The 19,813-nt window shown below is 63.0% G+C and carries 21 protein-coding genes; 13 read left to right on the top strand and 8 right to left on the bottom strand.

The genetic code is table 11. The annotated features are described in order from the left end of the window. Position 1 precedes the first annotated feature (1 nt). From ACSKT0_RS23110 to ACSKT0_RS23095, 4 genes are read left to right on the top strand one after another with little or no spacing between them, the layout of a single operon-like run. A complete protein-coding gene (locus ACSKT0_RS23110; protein WP_437771806.1) occupies positions 2-724 on the top strand; it encodes a 5-oxoprolinase subunit B family protein in 723 nt (240 codons plus the stop codon). Then, positions 721-1,734, top strand: coding sequence for a biotin-dependent carboxyltransferase family protein (locus ACSKT0_RS23105; RefSeq protein WP_437771805.1), 1,014 nt, complete (start codon positions 721-723; stop codon positions 1,732-1,734). Before ACSKT0_RS23110 ends, ACSKT0_RS23105 begins: the two co-directional genes overlap by 4 nt. Positions 1,735-1,791: 57 nt before the next feature. Then, positions 1,792-3,132 carry an MFS transporter gene (locus ACSKT0_RS23100; RefSeq protein ID WP_059388742.1) on the top strand — a complete coding sequence of 447 codons (1,341 nt, stop codon included), beginning with the start codon at positions 1,792-1,794 and terminating at the stop codon, positions 3,130-3,132. Between the two features lie 56 nt (positions 3,133-3,188). Then, on the top strand, positions 3,189-3,938 hold the full coding sequence (locus tag ACSKT0_RS23095) for an SDR family oxidoreductase (protein WP_078107213.1): 750 nt from the start codon (positions 3,189-3,191) through the stop codon (positions 3,936-3,938). Positions 3,939-4,060: 122 nt separating this feature from the next. Here ACSKT0_RS23095 and ACSKT0_RS23090 read toward each other — a convergent pair whose 3' ends face one another. Continuing rightward, entirely contained in the window at positions 4,061-4,495 is a 435-nt protein-coding gene (locus ACSKT0_RS23090) for an acyl-CoA thioesterase (RefSeq protein ID WP_084784486.1), read from the bottom strand. Between the two features lie 263 nt (positions 4,496-4,758). On the opposite strand from ACSKT0_RS23090, the gene ACSKT0_RS23085 reads away from it, so the two are divergent. Then, complete coding sequence (locus ACSKT0_RS23085) at positions 4,759-5,616, top strand: cytochrome c oxidase assembly protein (RefSeq protein WP_437771804.1); 858 nt, start codon at positions 4,759-4,761, stop codon at positions 5,614-5,616. 53 nt (positions 5,617-5,669) lie between these two features. Here the strand turns inward: ACSKT0_RS23085 and ACSKT0_RS23080 are convergent, their stop codons facing one another. The 3 genes from ACSKT0_RS23080 to purB all read right to left on the bottom strand — a co-directional run bounded on the left by ACSKT0_RS23080 (position 5,670) and on the right by purB (position 8,458). Next, on the bottom strand, positions 5,670-6,173 hold the full coding sequence (locus tag ACSKT0_RS23080) for a GNAT family N-acetyltransferase (protein ID WP_437771803.1): 504 nt from the start codon (positions 6,171-6,173) through the stop codon (positions 5,670-5,672). Positions 6,174-6,297: 124 nt separating this feature from the next. Continuing rightward, entirely contained in the window at positions 6,298-6,957 is a 660-nt protein-coding gene (locus ACSKT0_RS23075; protein ID WP_437771802.1) for a histidine phosphatase family protein, read from the bottom strand. A gap of 58 nt (positions 6,958-7,015) precedes the next feature. Next, entirely contained in the window at positions 7,016-8,458 is a 1,443-nt protein-coding gene (gene purB / locus ACSKT0_RS23070; protein WP_345448099.1) for an adenylosuccinate lyase, read from the bottom strand. Between the two features lie 191 nt (positions 8,459-8,649). Between purB and ACSKT0_RS23065 the strand changes: the two genes are divergently transcribed. Continuing rightward, a complete protein-coding gene (locus tag ACSKT0_RS23065) occupies positions 8,650-8,958 on the top strand; it encodes a hypothetical protein (RefSeq protein WP_437771801.1) in 309 nt (102 codons plus the stop codon). Next, positions 8,958-10,328, top strand: a complete 1,371-nt coding sequence (locus tag ACSKT0_RS23060) for a hypothetical protein (protein ID WP_437771800.1) — start codon at positions 8,958-8,960, stop codon at positions 10,326-10,328. Before ACSKT0_RS23065 ends, ACSKT0_RS23060 begins: the two co-directional genes overlap by 1 nt. 54 nt (positions 10,329-10,382) lie before the next feature. On the opposite strand, the gene ACSKT0_RS23055 is transcribed toward ACSKT0_RS23060, so the two are convergent. After that, positions 10,383-10,808, bottom strand: coding sequence for a phage holin family protein (locus ACSKT0_RS23055; RefSeq protein WP_437771799.1), 426 nt, complete (start codon positions 10,806-10,808; stop codon positions 10,383-10,385). Positions 10,809-10,943: 135 nt separating this feature from the next. On the opposite strand from ACSKT0_RS23055, the gene ACSKT0_RS23050 reads away from it, so the two are divergent. From ACSKT0_RS23050 to ACSKT0_RS23030, 5 genes are all read left to right on the top strand, one after another. Continuing rightward, complete coding sequence (locus tag ACSKT0_RS23050) at positions 10,944-12,062, top strand: histidinol-phosphate transaminase (RefSeq protein ID WP_437771798.1); 1,119 nt, start codon at positions 10,944-10,946, stop codon at positions 12,060-12,062. A 144-nt stretch (positions 12,063-12,206) separates the two neighbouring features. Continuing rightward, positions 12,207-13,415: a pyruvate dehydrogenase (acetyl-transferring) E1 component subunit alpha gene (gene pdhA, locus ACSKT0_RS23045; RefSeq protein WP_437771797.1), complete on the top strand. Its 1,209-nt coding sequence runs from the start codon at positions 12,207-12,209 to the stop codon at positions 13,413-13,415. Continuing rightward, the gene (locus ACSKT0_RS23040; RefSeq protein ID WP_437771796.1) at positions 13,415-14,395 is read left to right on the top strand and encodes an alpha-ketoacid dehydrogenase subunit beta; all 981 of its coding nucleotides are present in this window, start codon (positions 13,415-13,417) and stop codon (positions 14,393-14,395) included. Before pdhA ends, ACSKT0_RS23040 begins: the two co-directional genes overlap by 1 nt. Positions 14,396-14,452: 57 nt before the next feature. Further along, positions 14,453-16,021: a dihydrolipoamide acetyltransferase family protein gene (locus tag ACSKT0_RS23035; RefSeq protein ID WP_437771795.1), complete on the top strand. Its 1,569-nt coding sequence runs from the start codon at positions 14,453-14,455 to the stop codon at positions 16,019-16,021. Beyond that, entirely contained in the window at positions 16,014-16,646 is a 633-nt protein-coding gene (locus tag ACSKT0_RS23030; RefSeq protein ID WP_437771794.1) for a phosphatase PAP2 family protein, read from the top strand. The genes ACSKT0_RS23035 and ACSKT0_RS23030 overlap by 8 nt, the downstream gene beginning before the upstream one ends. On the opposite strand, the gene ACSKT0_RS23025 is transcribed toward ACSKT0_RS23030, so the two are convergent. From ACSKT0_RS23025 to ACSKT0_RS23015, 3 genes are all read right to left on the bottom strand, one after another. Continuing rightward, positions 16,643-16,981, bottom strand: a complete 339-nt coding sequence (locus tag ACSKT0_RS23025; protein WP_437771793.1) for a hypothetical protein — start codon at positions 16,979-16,981, stop codon at positions 16,643-16,645. The genes ACSKT0_RS23030 and ACSKT0_RS23025 overlap by 4 nt on opposite strands. A gap of 154 nt (positions 16,982-17,135) precedes the next feature. After that, on the bottom strand, positions 17,136-17,564 hold the full coding sequence (locus tag ACSKT0_RS23020; protein WP_437771792.1) for a universal stress protein: 429 nt from the start codon (positions 17,562-17,564) through the stop codon (positions 17,136-17,138). Beyond that, positions 17,561-18,868 carry a PLP-dependent aminotransferase family protein gene (locus ACSKT0_RS23015; protein WP_437771791.1) on the bottom strand — a complete coding sequence of 436 codons (1,308 nt, stop codon included), beginning with the start codon at positions 18,866-18,868 and terminating at the stop codon, positions 17,561-17,563. The genes ACSKT0_RS23020 and ACSKT0_RS23015 overlap by 4 nt, the downstream gene beginning before the upstream one ends. A 114-nt stretch (positions 18,869-18,982) precedes the next feature. Between ACSKT0_RS23015 and ACSKT0_RS23010 the strand changes: the two genes are divergently transcribed. Continuing rightward, a complete protein-coding gene (locus tag ACSKT0_RS23010) occupies positions 18,983-19,807 on the top strand; it encodes an isocitrate lyase/PEP mutase family protein (protein ID WP_437771790.1) in 825 nt (274 codons plus the stop codon). Positions 19,808-19,813 lie beyond the last annotated feature (6 nt).

The raw sequence follows: 19,813 nt of genomic DNA, 5'->3' as shown, positions 1-19,813 counted from the left end.
CATGTCCGTTCTCACTGCGGTTCCCACCGAGATCTACGAATCCGGAGACTCCGCATTGCGCGTTGTCGCACTTGCTGAAGCAAGCGAGGACAACTGGCTCACGGTCCACCGTCTTGCTGACTGGCTGGAGAGCTGTGGCGCCGAGGGCCTTCATGGCGCGGTCCCCACCTACGATTCCGTGCTGGTGGAATTCGACCCCGTCCTGGTGTCTGCCCGCCAGGTGCGCGCATTCGTCAAGCTGGGACTCCTCGAAATGGGCCGTTCCGCAGGCGCAGCAGCAGCACCCCTTGAGTTTGATGTCCCAGTGGTCTACGGCGGCGAATACGGTCCCGACCTGGAGAAAGTAGCCGAATACCAAGGCATCTCCGCCGAGGAAGTCATCCGCGTGCACACCGAGAAGACCTATACCGTCCGCTGCTTGGGTGCACCTGCCGGCTCGCCCATGATGGACGGTCCCGCGTTCCCCAAGCCGGTGCCGCGCCTCAAGGATCCCCGGCTCAGCGTTCCGGCGGGGGCAGTGGCAGTGGCCGGACGCCAAGCCGTCATCGCTCCCGCATCCGCGCCGGGTGGATGGTGCGTCATCGGTCAGACCCCTTTGACCGTCCTGAACATTCGTCGTGAACCACTGGTCCCTTACAAGCCAGGAGACATTCTCCGGTTCCATCGCATCGAGGCCGGAGAGTTCGACTCTTACGTCGGCAAGGAATTGGAACCAAGGCCATGAACGGGCACATCCTCATCCAGCAACCGGGCAACTCCGTGGTCACAGACCTTGGCCGTCTCCGCGGACCGCGCTTTGGACTGCCGGTCAACGGCGCCCTGGACCAGTATTCTGCCCGGGCCGCCAATATCCTGGCCGGCAACCTCGACAACGATCCCTTGGTGGAGATCACGGCACTCGACTTCAGGATAAAGGCGCAGTCCGACATCCTGATCGCAGTCACGGGAGCACCCCTGACACTCACCGTCGGAGGGCGTCCATGCAGCCAGTGGGAACCGGTTTCGGTCCGTGCGGGCGAGACGATTGCCATCCGGGGAATCAACCGGGGCCTCCGTGCCTACCTGGCCATCCACGGCTCCGTGGAGGCGCCGACGCTGCTGGGTAGTTGTGCTCCGGACACCGTTGTGGGCTTCGGCCTGCAGCTCAAGGAAGGAACCACGCTCCTCACCCGCCGCAGCGTGGGCCCTGTTCGCCAACCGTACTTCGACCTTCCGCTCTTCCGGCTTGGTCTTGAACGGCCGGACATGGGGCAGGAATTGATGGTCAATGTGACCGACGGTCCGGATGTCGCCGAGTTTGGCGATTCCGCCGAGTTGCTCTTCACTTCGGAATACGCCGTGAGTGGCCGGAGCAACCACATCGGCTTGAGGCTCGGCGGCGAGCTGCCGGAAAGAACCTCAAACGGTGAAGTGCTTTCACGCGGGGTCCCGGTGGGCGCCGTCGAAGTTCCCTCACGTGAAGAACTGCTGGTACTGCATCGGGGCCGCGGCGTTACCGCCGGATATCCAGTCCTCGCCGTCGTCACCAGTATTGGCCTGGATGTCCTTGCCCAAGCCCGCCCGGGCGACAAGGTCCGCTTCAGGAAATCGACGGTGGCAGAGGCAACCTCCGCCCATCGGCGCTCGCGGGCGCAACTTGAAACCCTCCGCGAATCCGTCAACACAGTCTTCGGACTCCTTGGCATTGGATGCCGACCCCAGTGGCAGGACTTACCAGTTGCAGTATGCAGCTAACGGCCTGTCGCCAATACCAGTAGCGGTTGCTACGCTCAACATCAAGAAGGAAATGTCATGACCGCAAACACCAACGCTGCGCAAGTGCAGCATGAACGGCTCACGGGCCGTCAAACGCGCAAGGTTGTCACCGCAGGCTGCGTTGGCATCTTCGTGGAACTCTATGACAACGGCATCTTCGCCTTTATGGCCGGAACGCTTGCCTTGGTGTTCCTTGCCCCGGGCAACCCGGACAACGCTCTGTTGTTCGTGTTCGCCGGCTACGCAGTGTCGTTCTTCGTCCGGCCCCTCGGCGCAGTTGTTTGTGGCTACTTGGGTGACCGGATAGGCAGGCAAAAACTACTGGTCTTCGTCATTCTGCTGATCAGCGTTGCCACTGCTGGTATCGGAATCCTGCCCACCTACGCGGCTATCGGCATCGCGGCGCCCATCCTGCTCGTCCTCCTGCGGCTCCTGCAGGGCTTCTCGGTTGGCGGCGAGGCCGCCGGCGCCATGACCTTCCTCGCTGAACACGCCCCCGAAGGCAAGCGCGGCATCATCACCTCCTACGCACAGATCGCTTCGTTCGCAGCACTGCTCACCGGCACCCTCGTGGCGTTCTCCATGTCTCCGTGGCTCACCCAGGCAGCCATCGACGGCGGTGGCTTCGGTTCCTTCGCATGGCGCATTCCTTTCCTGGTCGCCATTCCCATGGGCGTCATCGGTTGGTACATCCGAAAGGCCATCGCGGACACCCCCAACTTCACAAAGCTCAAGGAAGAGGGCGGCCTTTCCAAGAACCCGCTCAAGGAAGCCTTCCAGTCCGCTGAGCACCGCCGGGCCATGGTTCTGGCCCTCTTCATCCCGCTCATGAACGGTTCCGGCTACTACGTCCTGTTCTCCTACATGCCTACGTTCCTCAAGGGCAAGCAGCTCAACTTCACCATCGGCGAGGCACTGTTCATCACCGCTTGCAGCCTGGTTGTCATCTGCATCGCCATTCCTTTCATGGGTGCCCTGTCCGACCGCATCGGCCGCAAGAAGGTCATCGCCGGCTCCGCCATCGCCATGACCATCCTGGGTATCCCGTCCTACGCCCTCATCGCAACGGGAAACATGGGCTTGGCTATCCTTGGCGCCTCGATCATGGCCATCGTCTTCGCCGGCCACACGGCCGTCATCCACATCCTGATCGTTGAGCTCTTCCCCACCCGGGTTCGGTACTCCGCTTACGGCCTCGGCTACAACATCTCCTCCGCGCTCTTCGGCGGAACGGCCCCGTTGTTGATGACCTGGCTCATCAGCAGCACCGGCAACATCTACATGCCCGCCTTCTACGCAGTCATCACGGCACTTGGCACGCTTGCAGCCGTGAGCACGGTCAAGGACCGGGCCCACGAACCCCTGCGCGACGCTTAAGCGCCGCTGACCTCCGGCACACTTCGTGCCTTCCATTTCCACTCTTTGGAGAACCGATGTCTTTTTCCGACTACAACACCGCCCTCGTCACCGGAGCGTCAACCGGTATGGGTGCCGCGATCACGGAGCGACTGGCCAAAAGAGGCCTGACCGTTCACGCCGTGGCCCGCAACGAGGAACGCCTCAGCGAACTGGCCGATCGTACGGGTGCCATCCCGCACGTAGTTGACCTGACCGACACAGCGGCGCTGACCGCCGTCGTGAGCGAACTGAAGGTCGACGTCCTGGTCAACTGTGCCGGAGTTTCCCGGCCCGGCAACCTCCTGGACTCGTCCGAGCAGGACATCGACGAGCTCATCGACGTCAACCTTCGCGGCCTGCTTCAGCTCACGCGGCTGGTCCTGCCGGGCATGGTGGAGCGCGACCTCGGCCACATCATCAACATCAGCTCTATCGCAGGCGTGTACAACTTCTACGGCCACACGGTGTACCACGCCACCAAGGCAGCAGTGCACCAGATCTCCCGCCAGCTCAGGAATGACACGGTTGGCAAGCGCATCCGCGTAACGGAGATCTGCCCGGGCCGGGTGGAAACCGAGATCTTCGGCCGGAACATGGGCGGCACGCCTGAGGCCATGGAAGAAGCGTGGAAGACCTACTACGAAGGCTACGAGTCGCTGACCACTGATGACATCGTCAACGCCCTTGACTACGCCATCGAAACCCCACGCCACGTCAATGTGGGCATGCTGGAACTCATGCCGACGTTCCAGGTCCCCGGAGGCCTCACCTTCGACAGGCGCTGATCGCAGCAAGCTGGCGGCCGCGAAGTTCGCGGCCGCCAGCACCCGTTTCCGGGGGAAGGGTTTTGGACGGGCCCGCCAGTTAAGGCGGGCCCGACGCTTGCGGAGGGCCCGACGTCGGGCGCTCAGTCCTCGTGGAGTGCTTGCGTCAGGTGGTGCGTGGGGATGCGGTCACGGTCATAGGTGATTTCCGTGTAGCCGTGCGGTTCCGGCCGGCCGTCGTGCCCGAGATTGACGAACACGATTTCCTCGATGGTCAGGATGCTGTCGCGGGTGATCATGTTGCGCACCTCCGCGCGCATGGTCAGTGACGTCCGGCCGAAGCGGACTGCGGTCAGGCCCATCTCCACCAGATCGCCCTGGACGGCCGAGCTCACAAAGTTGATTTCGGAGATGTACTTGGTGACGGCGCGGCCGTTGCCAAGTTGGAGGATTGCGTAGATTGCCGCTTCCTCGTCGATCCATTTCAGCAGGCTTCCACCGAACAGCGTGCCGTTGGCGTTGAGGTCCTCCGGACGAATCCACTTGCGGGTCCGGAACGTGATGTCAGCCTTTTCCATAATGCGAGATTAGCCGAGGCTGGGCGCCTGCGTCTCCTGCGGCGTGCCATGCTCGGCGCGACTCCGTAACATGGATACGGTGCACCCGGTTCAGGGCACAACACGACACGCCGATTCGCGCACCATGCGGCACACCGGGGAACGCGCTGGAGGAACACCATGAAGATCGACAAAACCCACCGTAGCGCCGGGATGGGCGCCCGGCCTTCCGATATGGACCACTGACCATGCCACCCTTGAGCGCAGTGTTAGGCGCCTGGTCAATGAACTGGCCCGCCCTGATCATCCTAATTGCCGCGGTCGCCCTGTATTCAAGGGGCCTGATTGCCGCCAAGGGCCGGGATATCCGCTGGCCCTTGTGGAACTCGTTTGCCTTCTTCGTCCTTGGGCTTGGCAGTTTCGCGGCCCTGAGCTTTGGATTCCCGGGAACCTACAGCCACGATCTGCGGTGGGCATTCACCCTCAAAGTGACGTCCTACCTGTTTGTGGTCCCGCTGTTGATTGGCTTGGGCAAGCCGCTAACCCTTGCACGGCAGACCCTTGGCCCCGTGGGCGCCGCGAGGGTGGAAGCAGTCCTCGGGCACCGGCTCGTTCGCATGCTCAGCAACACGCTCGTGGCGGCACTTCTCGGACTCGCCATGTTCACACTGTTCCTGACCCCGTTCTTCTACGTACTCCGGACCAGTCCGGCCTCCGACGTCATCCTGACCTTGCTGGTGCCCGTCATGGGACTCCTCATGACCGTACCGATCATGGAAGACGGCGCAGGGCGCACCTCATCGCTCATCGTCGTCGAGTTCATCTTTGTATTTATCGAGTTGCTCGCCGATGCGGTGCCTGGGGTCCTGATGCGGCTCAGCCCGGGAATTCTCGACGGTGCCACGTCAGTCTTGGGCAATCAGCCAAGCTGGTTCCCCTCGCCGCTACGGGATCAGCAACTTGCGGGAGACCTGATGTGGTTCCTCGCGGAGATAGTAGATCTTCCCCTCATCATCCTGATGTTCGTCCGGTTCTCCCGGAGCGACAAGCACGAGGCCAAGAGCTTCGACGACTTGAGTGACGAAGAAATCGAAGCCCTGAACCGGGCACATCTGGGGCAGGGCGGACGCAGCCTGGAGTGATCCGGCTGGCGGCAGGTCTGGATTCGGAGGGTGGCCGGTGCTGCAGCCCGTCCTTAGGCCATCGCCGTGTGCGAGGCGCTGTGAGAATCGATCGGCTTGGCGTAGCACTGCGAGTGGCTGACACCAATGTAGGGGCCGAAGTTGGGCACTGCGGCGAAGCCGGCGCTCTCGTAGAAGCTGCGGCCGTCCGATTGGGCCGACCCCGCCTCCGCTGTGATCATGCTGAAACCGTGGGCATGCGCCTGCGCTTCGAGCGCGGCAAGGATGGAGCCGGCCACTCCTGAGCCCCTGGCGTACGGGACGACGTAAAGCCGCTTGATTTCCGCGGTTTCGGCGTCCAGAATCCTTAGCCCTCCGCAACCCAGGGGCTGGCCCGAGCACTTTTCGTAGGCAACGACGAAAACGGCAGTATCAGCTTCCGATGGCGCGGGTCCGGGCTCGTGGTCCGAGTTGCCGAAACGTGCGTCCAGTTCAGCCTGCTGCGCCGCGCGGAGGTCTGCACCCACCGGGTTGGCCCAGGTGACCTGTCTGATGTTGAGCCGCGGATTGGTCTGCATCGGAACCTCTTTCGCCGGAGGGGGTTATGCCTATCAAGCCTAAGAAGCGGGGGTTACCGCGGTGTTTCCTGCGCGTAAGCGTCCGGAGAAATACCGGCGCGTTGGGGTTGGCCACACGCTGCCGTCATTCGACGGCGTCACCTGTGGGGTCTTCGACCGTCCGGTCGGCCAAGGAAAGTCCGCCTACGGGGCTCTGGTCCCAGTGCAGTAGGTGCCAGCCCGTTTCCGGGTCGCCTTCGAGCGCCACAATGCCGGTGTTCTGTAGTTGGTGGGTGGCGGCGAACTCGCGGCCAACATCCACGGCTCGGCGACCTGCCCAGCAGCGGATTGCGGCACCATGGCTGACGACGACGGCGGTTTCGTCGCCGGCTGCTGCCACCTTGGCAATGGCGGCGTCGTAGCGGGCAAAGAACTCATGGCCATCACCCGCTCCCGGCATGCGAACGTCGAGTTTACCGTCGGTCCAGTCGAAAACGGTGCTCATGTACCGGTGGTGCGACTCGTGGTCGGTGCGCTTCTCCAACGCCCCGGCCTCAATCTCCTGCAGGCCGTGCAATACGATTGCCTCCAGCCCCAGCACTCTTGCGAGCGGGGCGGCCGTCAGCTGGGTGCGGACCAGGGTCGATGCGTAGATGGCCGTGATGTCCTCGTTGGCAAGGGACCCCGGGAGCGCAGCTGCCTGACGTTCGCCGAGTTCAGTAAGTCCGGGGCCGGGAAACGCTGTGTCCAATTGCCCCAGGACGTTTCCAGGGGTTTGCCCGTGGCGGATAAGCAAGAGCCTCATGCTGACACAGTTCCTTACATCGATTCGGAAACGCCGGGACCATGAACAGCGCCGCGTTCTACTTCAGGTGGTCCACCAACTGGTCCGCGATGCCGGTGTACTTGCCTGGAGTAAGTGCCAGGAGGCGTGCTTCGGCTTCGGGAGACAAGCCCAGGCTTGAGACGAACTCCTGCATGCGGACGGCATCGACGCGCTGACCGCGGGTGAGATCCTTGAGTCGCTCGTACGGGTTCTCCATGCCCTCAACGCCGGCGATCGCCTCGGCGCGCATGACCATCTGGATCGCCTCGCCCAGGACTTCCCAGTTGGTGTCGAGATCGGCTGCCAGTACTTCCTCGGCAACGTCCAGGGCCTTCAGTCCCTTGGCAACATTCGAGATTGCAAGCAGCGAGTGCCCGAATGCGACGCCGATGTTGCGTTGCGAGGAAGAGTCGGTGAGGTCTCGCTGCCAGCGGGAGGTAACGAGCGTGGCGCCCAGGGTGTCCAACAGTCCGTTGGAAATCTCCAGGTTGGCCTCGGCGTTTTCGAAGCGGATCGGGTTGACCTTGTGCGGCATGGTGGAGGAACCGGTGGCGCCGGCAACAGGGATCTGGCGGAAGTAGCCAATCGAGATGTAGCTCCAGATGTCCGTGCAGACGTTGTGCAGAATGCGGTTGAAGCGGGCGACGTCAGCATAGAGCTCCGCCTGCCAGTCGTGGCTCTCGATCTGGGTAGTCAACGGGTTCCACGTCAGTCCCAGGCCTTCAACGAAGGACTGGGCTACGGCCTCCCAATCAGCACCGGGAACGGATGCGACATGTGCGGCATACGTGCCGGTAGCGCCGTTGATTTTGCCCAGGTACTGGGTCTTCGAAACGCGGTCCAGCTGGCGGCTCAGGCGGTGCGTGATGACTGCCAGTTCCTTGCCAAGAGTGGTGGGGGTGGCCGGCTGGCCGTGCGTGCGGGAAAGCATCGGGACGGCGCGGTTCTCCTCGGCCATCGCTTCGATCTGCTTCACTAAGGCGCGGGCTGCAGGGAGCCAGACATCTTCCACTGCACCCTTGACGCCCAAGGCGTAGGAAAGGTTGTTGATGTCTTCCGATGTGCAGCCGAAGTGCACCATGGCGGTCAGGTTCTCGATACCGATCGCGGGGAGGCGGCGGCCTATGTAGTACTCAACGGCCTTGACGTCGTGGACCGTGACGGCCTCGATTTCAGCGAGTTCGGTGACCGAAGCGGCGTCGAACTCGGTGACGATGGCGCGCAGCTTCTCCTGCTGCTCGCTGGTCAGTGGGCCGGCGCCGGGAAGTACGTTGTTGCTGGTGAGGTGGATGAGCCACTCGACTTCGACGGCCACGCGGTCGCGGTTGAGAGCGGCCTCGGACAGGTAGTCGACGAGGGGAGCGACGGCGGACTGGTACCGGCCGTCCAGCGGGCCCAGGGCGATCGGCTCCGGCGACGCGGCGAGAGCCAGGCGTCCAGAGGGCGTACGGGTAACAGCGGCGGCGACGGTTTCAGGCATGAGGCAATTCTTTCATGAACTCGGCTCGCGCCATTAAGCCGGACTTCACTATGTGCATAACATCGCGGCATCCTCATCCAGGCCGGGTTTCCGGCAGGTTATCCACATAGCCGATCACGGCGGTTCCGCGCCACCGGAGCACGACGTAGCGTCGCTGCCACGAGATCAATGGACATGGAGGAGGAAACGTCTTGAGCGGCATTCTTATGGCGGCCGGAGGAACGGATCTGGATTCGCACCAATGTATTTCACGGGGCGCGGAGATCCAGAAGCTTGGACGGCGGATGAGCGTCTGCGCCGACCAAGCCGACGCCGTTCTTGCCAAGCTGGCGCAGTTGCAACTCGAGCAATGGGAGTCGCCGGCCGGCCGTGCCTACCGGACCACACTGGCCTTGCAGGCTGCCTCTCTTCGAAGGGGGCGTGACGCTTTGCGCGAGGCCGCTGCGGTGACCCTCCGCCATGCCCAGAATGTGGCATCGAACCTCCAGCCTGGCTTCTGATGGCCGAGGTCGCTCCTGTCGGCGCGGGCGGAACTCCCCACCCTCGAACACCCGAGCCGGACGGCACCTTGCGGATACGCGGCGGAGTCGGCGGAATCCACTTCCAATTCGAAGAGCTGCTTGCTGGCGCGGCCGCGCTGGACGGACTTGTGCTCCAGCTGCAGGCCATTGAAGTGGAGGCTGAATCGGTGAGGGTGGCTCTCTTCCCGCACCAGGCCTCGGCCTACAAGAGTGGAAGCAACGCCATCATTGCCGTCGGTGAGAGCGGCCGGGACATCGGACGGGTCCGCGAACAGCTTCAGCGGATTGGCAACGATGTCAGGGCAAGCCATCGTGAATACGAGTTTGCAGAATCTCACGCGGCGATCAGGCTGCGGATGGGCATGGGAATGCCAGTCCTCGCGACTGGTCCGAATCCCCTGGACCTTGGCCAGAGGGGAGCCACGGAAGGAGCTGTCCGGGATCTGACCCGGATATTGGCGCTGATGATGGGGCTACCCCCGGCAGCGGCGAACCTTTCAGGGGCGACAGTCGGGCCCACTGATGTCGGTGCCGTCCTGCGAGCGATCGTGGCGGTGCCCGGATTGGCTTTCCTCAGGCCACGTCCTGTTTCGGTCAGCCGGGGAGAGACCGCGACCGAGAGCGTTGACCTGTCAGCAGCAGGAATGCTCAGGGAACTGGATCACGTCGGTGCCACTTCAGAGGGCGAAATAGAAGTCATGCAAGTAGATAAGGACGGAGCGCGGGCGTGGGTGGTCTTGATTCCGGGCACCCAGCCGGGCAATCCGCCAGGAGGCAGCAATCCATTGGACGAAGCCGGGATTGCCGAAGCGCTGGGTTACAACTCGATGGAAACCAGCAAGGCCATCCGTCAGGCGTTGCTCGAGGCAGGTGCCGCAGCCGGCGAGGCGGTGGTGGCAGTCGGCCACAGCCAAGGCGGAATCCATGCCATGAACTTGAGCAAGGACAAGGCGTTCCTCGCCGAGTATGACCTCAAGTTTGTGGTGACAGCTGGATCACCAGTCGGCGGGATCACCCCGCAGGCCGGCATCGGGAGCTTGCACTTGGAGCACGAACAGGATTGGGTTCCCGGTGCCGAAGGCAAAGCGAATCCGGACACCAAGGACAGGGTCACGGTGACCATGACCAACCCGGTGATCCTGGAACCCGGCGAAGACCAAGGCATCGGGCCGGCGCACAAGCTCTCACGCTATGAGGAAGGGGCGAAGCTGGTGCAGCTCAGTTCCGATCCTTCGCTGGCCGCTTCCACAGCCACCCTGGGCGGGATACTGGGCGCTGGTGGAGTGGCCAAGGTGAGCCGGTTCAAGCTGACCCGCGAAGCACCCCCGGCCCCACGGGGAAAGCGGTGACAAAAAGCGGTCGAACAAGGTGGCGGAAACCGGGCTGCCGCCTCTTGCGGCTCCTTACCGCCTGCCGCCGGGAATCCAGCTGGCGACCATGGAGATCAGGCTGATGATGATCGCTGCGAGAACTGCGGTCCAAAAGAAACGGTCGATGGTGAGGTGTACTGGCGTGTAGCTGCTGAGCCACGCTGTGAGGGACAACATGGCCGCGTTGATGACGATCGTGAACAGGCCGAGAGTGAGGATCGTGATCGGAAGGGAGAGCAGCTTGACCAAAGGCCGGACAAAGGCATTGACGATGCCAAAAATGAGCCCTACGAAGAGATAGGCAAGAACCACGCCCAATGTGTCGCCGCCTTGAGTGACGCCCGCGTTGCCTACTGCGTTGGTGGTTGCCGAAGTGGAGATATCCATCCCCGGCAGAATCCAGCTGGCAACCCAGAGGGCCAGCCCGTTGATCAGGACGCGCAGAATGAATGAACCCATACGCCCATGCTTTCACATGCGCCCGGTTTCACATGCGCTGGTTTTCGCACGCACAGGTTTTCACAGGCCGCTTTCACATGCACAGGCCAGAGGGCCTGCCAGCATGGCCCGAAGCCCTGCAAGTAGGCTGGTGCCATGAATTCTTCTGACAACGCACCGGAGGGCGTGCGTCCCCGCCCGGTTGTGGACAGGCTCCCCAAATATGCTGCAGGGAAGCCTCCCGTAGCAATAGAGGGCCTGACCAGTTACAAACTGTCGTCCAATGAAAACCCGCTACCCCCGATTCCCGCGGTGCTGCAGGCAATCGCTGATCAGTCGGACATCAACAGGTACCCGGACCCTTTGTCCACCAAGCTGCGCACAGCGCTCGCCGACTTCCTGGGAGTCCCCGCTGACGACGTCGTCACCGGAGCCGGAAGCCTCGGTGCACTGAACCAGATCCTTGCCACCTTCGCCGGCCAAAACCACGATGGCAAGGCCGATGAGGTTATCTATGCCTGGCGCTCCTTCGAGGCATACCCGATCTGTGTGGGGCTGGCCGGGGCCGAGAGCATCCAGATCCCGTTGCTTTCCGATGGACGCCACGATCTCGAGGCCATGGCGGCCGCCGTGACGGTCCGCACCAAGGTGATTCTGCTTTGCACGCCAAACAACCCTACGGGCCCCATCCTCACCGCCGAGGAAACCGAACGGTTCATCCAGTCAGTGCCGGCAGGCGTGGTCGTAGTTATCGATGAGGCCTACCAGGAGTTCGTCAGGAACGAGAAGGCCGTGGACGGCATCAAGCTGTACCGCAAATACCCCAACGTCGTTGTCCTCCGCACCTTTTCCAAGGCTCACGGCCTTGCGGGGCTGCGCGTTGGATACAGCGTTTCCGGTCCGGATCTCACCCAGCACCTGCGCGTCACTGCCACGCCGTTCGCCGTCTCGCAGATTGCCGAACGCGCCGCGATTACTTCGTTGGAGAATTTCGACCAAGTTGTGGAAAGGGTACAAAGCCTGGTTGACGAGCGGGACCGGGTTACCGCAGGACTCCGCGAGCTGGGATGGTTCGTGCCCGACGCCCAAGGCAACTTCGTGTGGCTGAATCTTGGAGAGAATAGCGCCGAGTTTGCCGCGCTTGCAGGCGAGCGGGCGTTGTCCGTGCGGGCCTTCGGCAACGAAGGCGTCAGGGTCAGCATCGGTGAAGTCGAGGCCAATACCCGATTCCTCGAGCTCTGTGCGTCCTATACAAAAGCGCCGCAGCCTTCCTAGCGGTTAACAAATGACCCTGCGTCCCTTACTGCGGATAAAGTAAGGGACGAAAGCCAAGATATGCCGATTCCGGAATGCATTCCGGAATCGGCATATATCAGCGAATATTGCTCAGCATCGGGCTGCGGCAGGCAAGGAGACGGAATGGGCGCAACTCAATTGCCCACCCCCGGGATCAACGGAACGGGACTGGATCAGCAGTCTCCTGCGGGAGGCGCTTCAAGCGATCCAGCTGCCGAGATGATCCAGCTGCTGGGGCCGGACGGCAAGCTAGGGACAGATCCCGTCTTTTCGGACTACGCGAAGCGCCTTGATCCTGAGCAGCTCCGCGGCTTCTACGCCGACATGGCAAAGGTCCGCCGCTTCGACCAGGAGGCCACGGCCCTCCAGCGCCAGGGCGAGCTGGCGCTTTGGGTTCCCCTGACCGGCCAGGAGGCGGCCCAGATCGGCTCCGGACGTGCCACCCAGCGTCAGGACTACATCTTCCCCACGTACCGGGAACATGGCGTTGCGTTGACCCGTGATGTGGACCTGGCGGAACTGCTGAAGCTGTTCCGCGGAATTTCGAATGGCGGCTGGGATCCCACCGAGAACAACTTCCACCTTTACACCCTCGTGCTTGCGGCGCAGACCCTGCATTCGGTTGGTTATGCCATGGGAATCCAACGGGACCAGAAGCTCGCCGAAGCCAATGGCTCCAATGACCCGAAGGCCGCCGTTGTGGCTTACTTCGGCGATGGTGCCAGCTCCGAAGGCGACGTCCACGAATCCATGGTCTTCGCGGCGTCCTACAACGCTCCCGTGGTGTTCTTCTGCCAGAACAACCACTGGGCCATCTCCGTCCCAACCGAGGTCCAGACCAAGGTTCCCCTGTTCAATCGGGCCAAGGGATACGGCTTCCCGGGCATCCGGGTGGACGGCAACGACGTCATCGCCGTCCATGCGGTCACCGAATGGGCACTTGAGCACGCACGCGAAGGCCGCGGTCCGGTACTCATTGAGGCATATACCTATCGCGTTGGAGCCCACACCACGGCGGACGATCCCACCAAGTACCGCGAATCCGCCGAAGAAACCGCCTGGCGGGGCAAGGATCCCTTGGATCGCTTGGAGAAGTACCTCCGCAACGAGGGCCTGGCCGACGAAGCTTTCTTTGAGCAAGTCAGAGCGGACGGCGACGAACTCGCTGCCCATGTCCGCCGCACCACCCAAAATTTGCAGGGCCCGAACTTCCGCGAGTCATTCGCCGGGGTCTATGCCGAACCGCACCCGCTGGTGGCTGAGGAACTTGCCTGGTTCGAGGAATACTCCGCCGGATTCGAAGGCGACGAGGAAGAGGGGACAGGCAACTGATGACCACCATGACCATAGCCAAGGCCATTAACGAAGGCCTGCGTGCTTCGCTCAACAACAACCCGAAGTCCTTGCTCATGGGCGAAGACATCGGGCCGCTCGGCGGTGTCTATCGCGTGACCGACGGACTGATCAGGGAGTTTGGTGCAGACCGGGTAGTTGATACCCCGCTGGCTGAGTCCGGCATCGTCGGCACCGCGATAGGCCTGGCCCTGCGCGGATACCGTCCCATCTGCGAGATCCAGTTCGATGGCTTTGTGTTCCCCGGCTTCAACCAGATCACTACGCAACTGGCCAAGATGCACTCGCGCAGCGGCGGCAAGCTGACTGTTCCCGTGGTCATCCGCATTCCTTACGGTGGCGGCATCGGCTCGATCGAACATCACTCGGAATCACCGGAAGCGCTGTTTGCCCACACCGCCGGCCTGCGCATTATCACCCCGTCCAATGCCCACGACGCCTACTGGATGATCCAGCAGGCCGTTGACTGCACGGACCCGGTCATCTTCTTCGAACCCAAACGCCGCTACTGGCTCAAGGGCGAGGTGGACACCGAAAACCCCGGACCGGCGTCGGACCCGTTCCAGGCGCACGTCCTGCGCGAAGGCTCCGACGCCACCATCGTGGCGTACGGTCCGCTGGTGCCGGTGGCGCTGGCCGCAGCAGCAGCGGCTGAAGAGGACGGGCGCAGCATCGAGGTGATCGACCTACGCTCGATTTCCCCTATCGACTTCGACGCCGTCACCGCTTCCGTCAAGAAGACCGGCCGCTTGATCGTTGCCCACGAAGCCCCGACATTCGGGGGGATCGGCGGCGAGATCGCTGCGCGGATCAGTGAGCGTGCCTTCTTGCACCTTGAGGCTCCGGTTATCCGCGTGGGCGGTTTCCACATGCCATATCCGGTGGCGAAGGTGGAAGAGGACTACTTGCCGGACATCGACAAGATCCTGGAAGCCCTGGACCGTTCCCTGGCCTACTAACCGCCCCTGATTGCACCCGCCGCCATGCGGACGGACCAGCCGAGATCGAGGACCCAAGTGACTGTTAAGAAATTCAACCTGCCGGATGTCGGCGAAGGACTGACCGAGGCGGAAATCGTCTCCTGGAAGGTCAAGCCCGGCGACACCGTGGCCATCAACGACGTCATCTGCGAGATCGAGACCGCCAAGTCCCTCGTGGAGTTGCCGTCCCCCTATGCCGGAACGGTGGCGGAATTGCTCGTTGCCGAAGGCATCACGGTTGAAGTAGGAACCGCGATTATCGGCATTTCGGACAATGCGCCGGGAGAACCGGAGCCCACCTCGGCGCCGTCGGCTCCGAGCGCCGTCGCGTCGCCCCTCGCCCCGCCTGCCGCGCCTGCAGCCGAACAGGCCTTCGAAGCCTCGATGTACGGCAAGTTGCCCGACGACGCCGGAACGTCCGACGGCGGTCCCGCCGGCGGTCCGCTGGTTGGCTCCGGTCCCAAGGCCGACGCCGTCAAGCGCCGCCCACGTAAGCGCCCGGAAGGCGCTACCGCTGTACCCGCGGCCGCCCCGAGCTCGGCACCCGCAGCCGTCGTCGAACCAGTCGTCGAGCCCACTGCTCCGGCCATGCCGCCCGTTGCCGCACAGCAGCCCGTGGCCACAAGCCAGGGAGCCGCAAGCCTGGCACCTGCAGGTCAGGCACCGGGTCTCACCGGCCTCGGCGCAACGGTCAGCGGCATCGTCAACCGGGTGTTGGCCAAGCCTCCCGTGCGCAAGATCGCCCGCGAACTAGGCATTGACCTGGCCGACGTCGTTCCCACGGGAGCCCGCGGCGAAGTGACCCGCGAGGACTTGGTGAGCTACCAGTCGCAGCGCGACGCCGAGGTGGACCAAGCAGACAAGTTCTGGGGTGCGTCCAAGAAGCCGCAGGATCAGCGGGTGGAACGGATCCCCGTCAAGGGCGTCCGCAAGGCCACCGCCAAGGCCATGGTGGAGTCTGCCTTCACCGCGCCGCATGTGAGTATCTTCGTTGACGTCGATGCCAGCCGCACGATGGAATTCGTCAAGCGGCTCAAGGCCTCCAGGGACTTTGAAGGCATCAAGGTATCGCCGCTGCTGATTCTCTCCAAAGCCGTGATTTGGGCCGCGGCACGCAACCCGAGCGTCAACGCGACCTGGGTGGAGAACGCCGACGGCAACGGAAACGCGGAGATCCTCGTCAAGCACTACATGAACCTGGGTATTGCTGCAGCTACGCCGCGCGGGCTCATGGTCCCGAACATCAAGGATGCCCAGGACCTTTCCCTCAAGGAGCTGGCCCTCGCCCTGAACGAGCTGGCCAGCACGGCACGCGCGGGCAAGACCCAGCCCGCGCAGATGCAGGGCGGCTCGCTGACCATCACCAACGTTGGCGCCCTCGGTATCGATACAGGAACGCCCATCATCAACCCCGGCGAGGTGGCAATCGTCGCTTTCGGCACCATCAAGCAAAAGCCTTGGGTGCTCGACGGAGAGGTCATCCCGCGCTGGATCACAACGCTTGGCGGTTCGTTCGATCACCGGGTGGTGGACGGGGACCTCTCCGCCCGCTTCATGGCCGACGTCGCGGCCATCCTCGAAGAGCCGGCCCTGCTGCTTGACTGAGCAGCGCGCCGGTGGGGGAGAGCAGCGCGGCGTTGGGGCCCGGCACCGTGTTGCCCGGGTCCTGACGGAAGTCTTCCAGCCGCCTGCCGTCGTATCCGTCTTGCTGCTCATCAGCCCGGCAGTGGACCCGGGTTTCCCGGGGACGATATGGTTCGGCGTCCTGGCGGCCCTCTTTGTGTGTGTGCTGCCGCTGGCCTACGTCTTGGCCCTGGTGAGGCTCGGCAGGCTCAGCGACCACCACGTCAGCGATCGCAGGGAGCGTGCGCCCTTGCTGATGCTTGCGCTCGTGTCCGTGGTCGTGGGGCTGGTGGTCCTGAACCTCATCCACGCCCCGACGAGCGTCTCAGCGATGATCCTTGCACTGATTGGCGGCATCACAGTGTTGGCCGCAGTCAGCCTCGTGTGGAAAATCAGCGGTCATGCCTCGGCAATCTCCGCGGCTGCAGTCATTGTGGCCCTTATGTTCGGGCCGGTGTGGTTGCCGCTACTGCTTCTGGTTCCGGCCGTCGGCTGGTCCCGCGTCGTCCTTCGGGACCATACCCGCGGCCAGGTCATCGCCGGTTCGTTGTTCGGCGGGGTGGTCATTGCGGGACTTTGGTGGGTCCTGCGCGGTTGGTTGAGCTAGTAGGACGTGTAGCTGAGCGCAAGGTCGCGCAGTTGCTGGTCGCTCATGCTGCCGATCATTCCAAATGACAGCACCATGGCCAGGGCTCCGACGGCGAGCATCGCGGAAGCAACCACGAGCAACAATTTCCAGTCGGAGCGAAGGATGCTGCGGAACGTTTCCGGCATCCGGAGCAGCGGAGAGATCATATTCGGAGCGCTGTCTACCGAGCCGTCGTCGAGAAGTGCCACGATGCGGTCATTTGCCCGGTCGAAGCGCATGGAGCTGATGTGGTTGCCGTGGCGGGCGAGCAGGATGTCGTGTCCGACGCGTTGGCGCGGCTGCAGAGTAAGCAAAAGGGATCCCCTACGGGTTGTTGTGATGGGCGGCTCGCGCCCTTGGGGCCACCTCAATTTTACCGGCGGCGTCCTAGCCGCACGGCCAAAATCGGGGTGAGACCGCCCACCACAACGCGTGATCCCGGTCAAAGTCCCGGGGGCGTGGAGTCGCTTAAGGTTCGTCCGTCTTGGCGATGTAGACGTCGCACGGCGCTTTGTGCGCCACCGTGTTGGCAACGCTGCCGAGAACCCTGGCCAGTCCCTGCATGCGGCGGTTGCCGACCACGATCACTTTGGCACCCACTCGCTCGGCTTCCTTGACCAGGGCCTCTCCCGCTTTACCGAAGACAGCTCCATAGCTTGTGGTCAACTGGTCGGAGGCGAGTTCAGCGGCCACTTTGCTGGCTACCTTCTCCGCTGCGTCGGCGTCCGAGAGAATCCATTTGTCGCCTCCGCTTTCGACGACCTCCACGTGGGCGCCTTCAAAGGCGGTGATGACGCGGAGTTCCGCGCCCAGTGCGGTTGCCAAATTCTTTGCCGAGTCGGCGGCCCGCCTTGCTGTTACGCTGCCGTCGACTCCGACGAGGACTATTCCGCTCATAAATCTGCTCCTTTGCTGATGACATCGATGGCTTCTTGCAAAACCGGCGCCAATCGGCGGACGCCTTCGGCGATGGACTCCGGTGGCACTGCGCTGAAAGCCAACCTCAGTTTGTTGGATGGTTCGTCAGAGTGCGTGAACGCCGCGCCGGGGATGAACACGACCCCTGCCTCGATTGCCTTCTTGAGCAGCGGATACGTGTCGACGCCGTCGGGCAGCGTGACCCAGACGAAGAAGCCGCCCTCGGGCTTGGTCCAACTGAGGCCGGACGGCATGTGCTCTTCCAGCGCCACCAGCAGGGCATTGCAGCGTTCCTCGTACAGGGCCCGGTAAGTGTCAATCTGCCCGCGCCAGTCGTAGTCCCGAAGATATGCCGAGATGATCATCTGGTTGAGGGTGGGAGGGCACAAGGTCACGGCTTCCGAAGCCAAGTAGAAGCGCCGCTGAAGGTGCTCGGGCACAAGCGCCCACCCGATCCGCAGTCCGGGGGCAAAGATCTTGGAGAAAGAGCCCATGTAGATGACGTCATGCTCGTTCGCCGCCCGCATTGGTTCCAGCGGGTTGCCGTCGAAGCGCAAAAGACCGTAGGGGTTGTCCTCGAGCACCAGGATATTCGCATTGCGGCATATATCGACGATGCGCTGGCGCCTCGCCGGAGCAAGTGTGATGCCGGAGGGGTTGTTGAAGTTGGGGATCGTGTAGAGGAATTTGATGTTCTTGCCTTGGGCCTGAAGCGCCGCGATCCTGGCTTCCAGGAGCTCCGGGACCAGGCCGTCCTTGTCCATGTCCACTGTCTCAACCTGGACCTGGTAGGCCTCGAAGGTGTTCAGTGCGCCCACGTAAGTGGGGTTTTCTACGAGGACGACGTCACCCGGATTGCAGAAGACCTTCGTGGCCACGTCCTGGGCCGATTGGGAACCGGCGGTGATCACCACGTTCTCCGGCCGGGCGTCCAGGATGCCCTCCGCCGCCATGATCTCGCAGATCTGGGTACGCAGTTCCTCGGTTCCTTGGCCGCCGCCATACTGCAGCGCGGTCATGCCTTCCTCCGCGATGATGCGGGCGGCGGTCTGTCCGAGCTTCTCGAGGGGCAGGGACTGCAGATAGGGGTTTCCGCCGGCAAGGGACACGAGTCCCGGCCGCATTGAAATGTCGAAGACGTCACGCACAGCGGACTGCTTGATGTTGGCGGCGCGCTCCGAGAAAAGTTCCTCGTGGCGGTGGGCGGCAGTTGCTGCTCGCTCTATTGCGTCGATTGCTTCCGCGGGCAACTCGGGCCCGGCATCCAATGTTTCGTGGGTCACATTGAAAGGATACTCCCCGGAGTTGCCAATTGAGCAACGGATGTTTCATCCCAATTTCTGGATTCGCGGTGCGAAGCGCTTTACGTCCTGCCTAAGGAAGGCTGGAATAGAGCCATGACGCATCCCGAACTCGAATCCAAGGCCCTCCGCTTCCACGAGCTCCATGCAGCGCCGCATGCGCCATTGGTGCTGGTGAACGCGTGGGATGCCGCATCTGCGCGAATGGTCGAGGAAGCAGGTGCGACTGCGGTGGCGACCTCCAGCTCGGCAGTCTCCTGGAGCCTGGGGTACCGGGACGGGGACCACCTTCCGCGGCAACTCGCGATGGAAGCGCTGGCGCGGATGGCAAAAGCCACCCGCTTGCCCGTGACTGCGGATATCGAGACCGGGTACGGGCGTACCGACGAGGAGCTTCAGGCCACCGTTCGAGCGGTGCTCGACGCGGGCGCCGTCGGGATTAACATCGAGGACTCGGCGGATCAACCGCTGAGCGAGATCGGAGAACAGTCCAGGCGCATCGCACTGATCAGGCAGACGGCCGAGGACGCGGGCGTTGGCTTGTTCATCAATGCGCGTACGGACACTTATTGGTCTGGAAAGTTTCCGGACACTGCGTATGAGGAAACGCAGCGCCGTGCGGACGCTTATCAGCAGGCCGGGGCAGACGGAATTTTCGTGCCGGGGTTGACCGATCTCCATGTCCTGCATGAACTTTCCCGGCGGATCAGCGTACCGCTCAACGCTTTGGCCGGCTTGGGTTCGCCGTCGCCCGGAGAACTGCACGACGTCGGCGTGCGGCGAATCAGCATAGGCGGCAGTACTGCCAGGGCGGCCTACGCGAAGGTGTCCAGGCTGGCAAGGGAAGTCCTTGGCGACGGAAACTGGTCAGGCCTCGCTGGATCCCGGAGCTACGCAGACATGGACGCGCTATTCGAGTGACCGGCC

It is taken from the genome of Arthrobacter sp. KNU40 (genome assembly GCF_051515115.1).
Taxonomy (GTDB): Bacteria; Actinomycetota; Actinomycetes; order Actinomycetales; family Micrococcaceae; genus Arthrobacter.
Note: the sequence above shows the minus strand (reverse complement) of the source record. Positions and strands in the feature narration are given on the sequence as shown.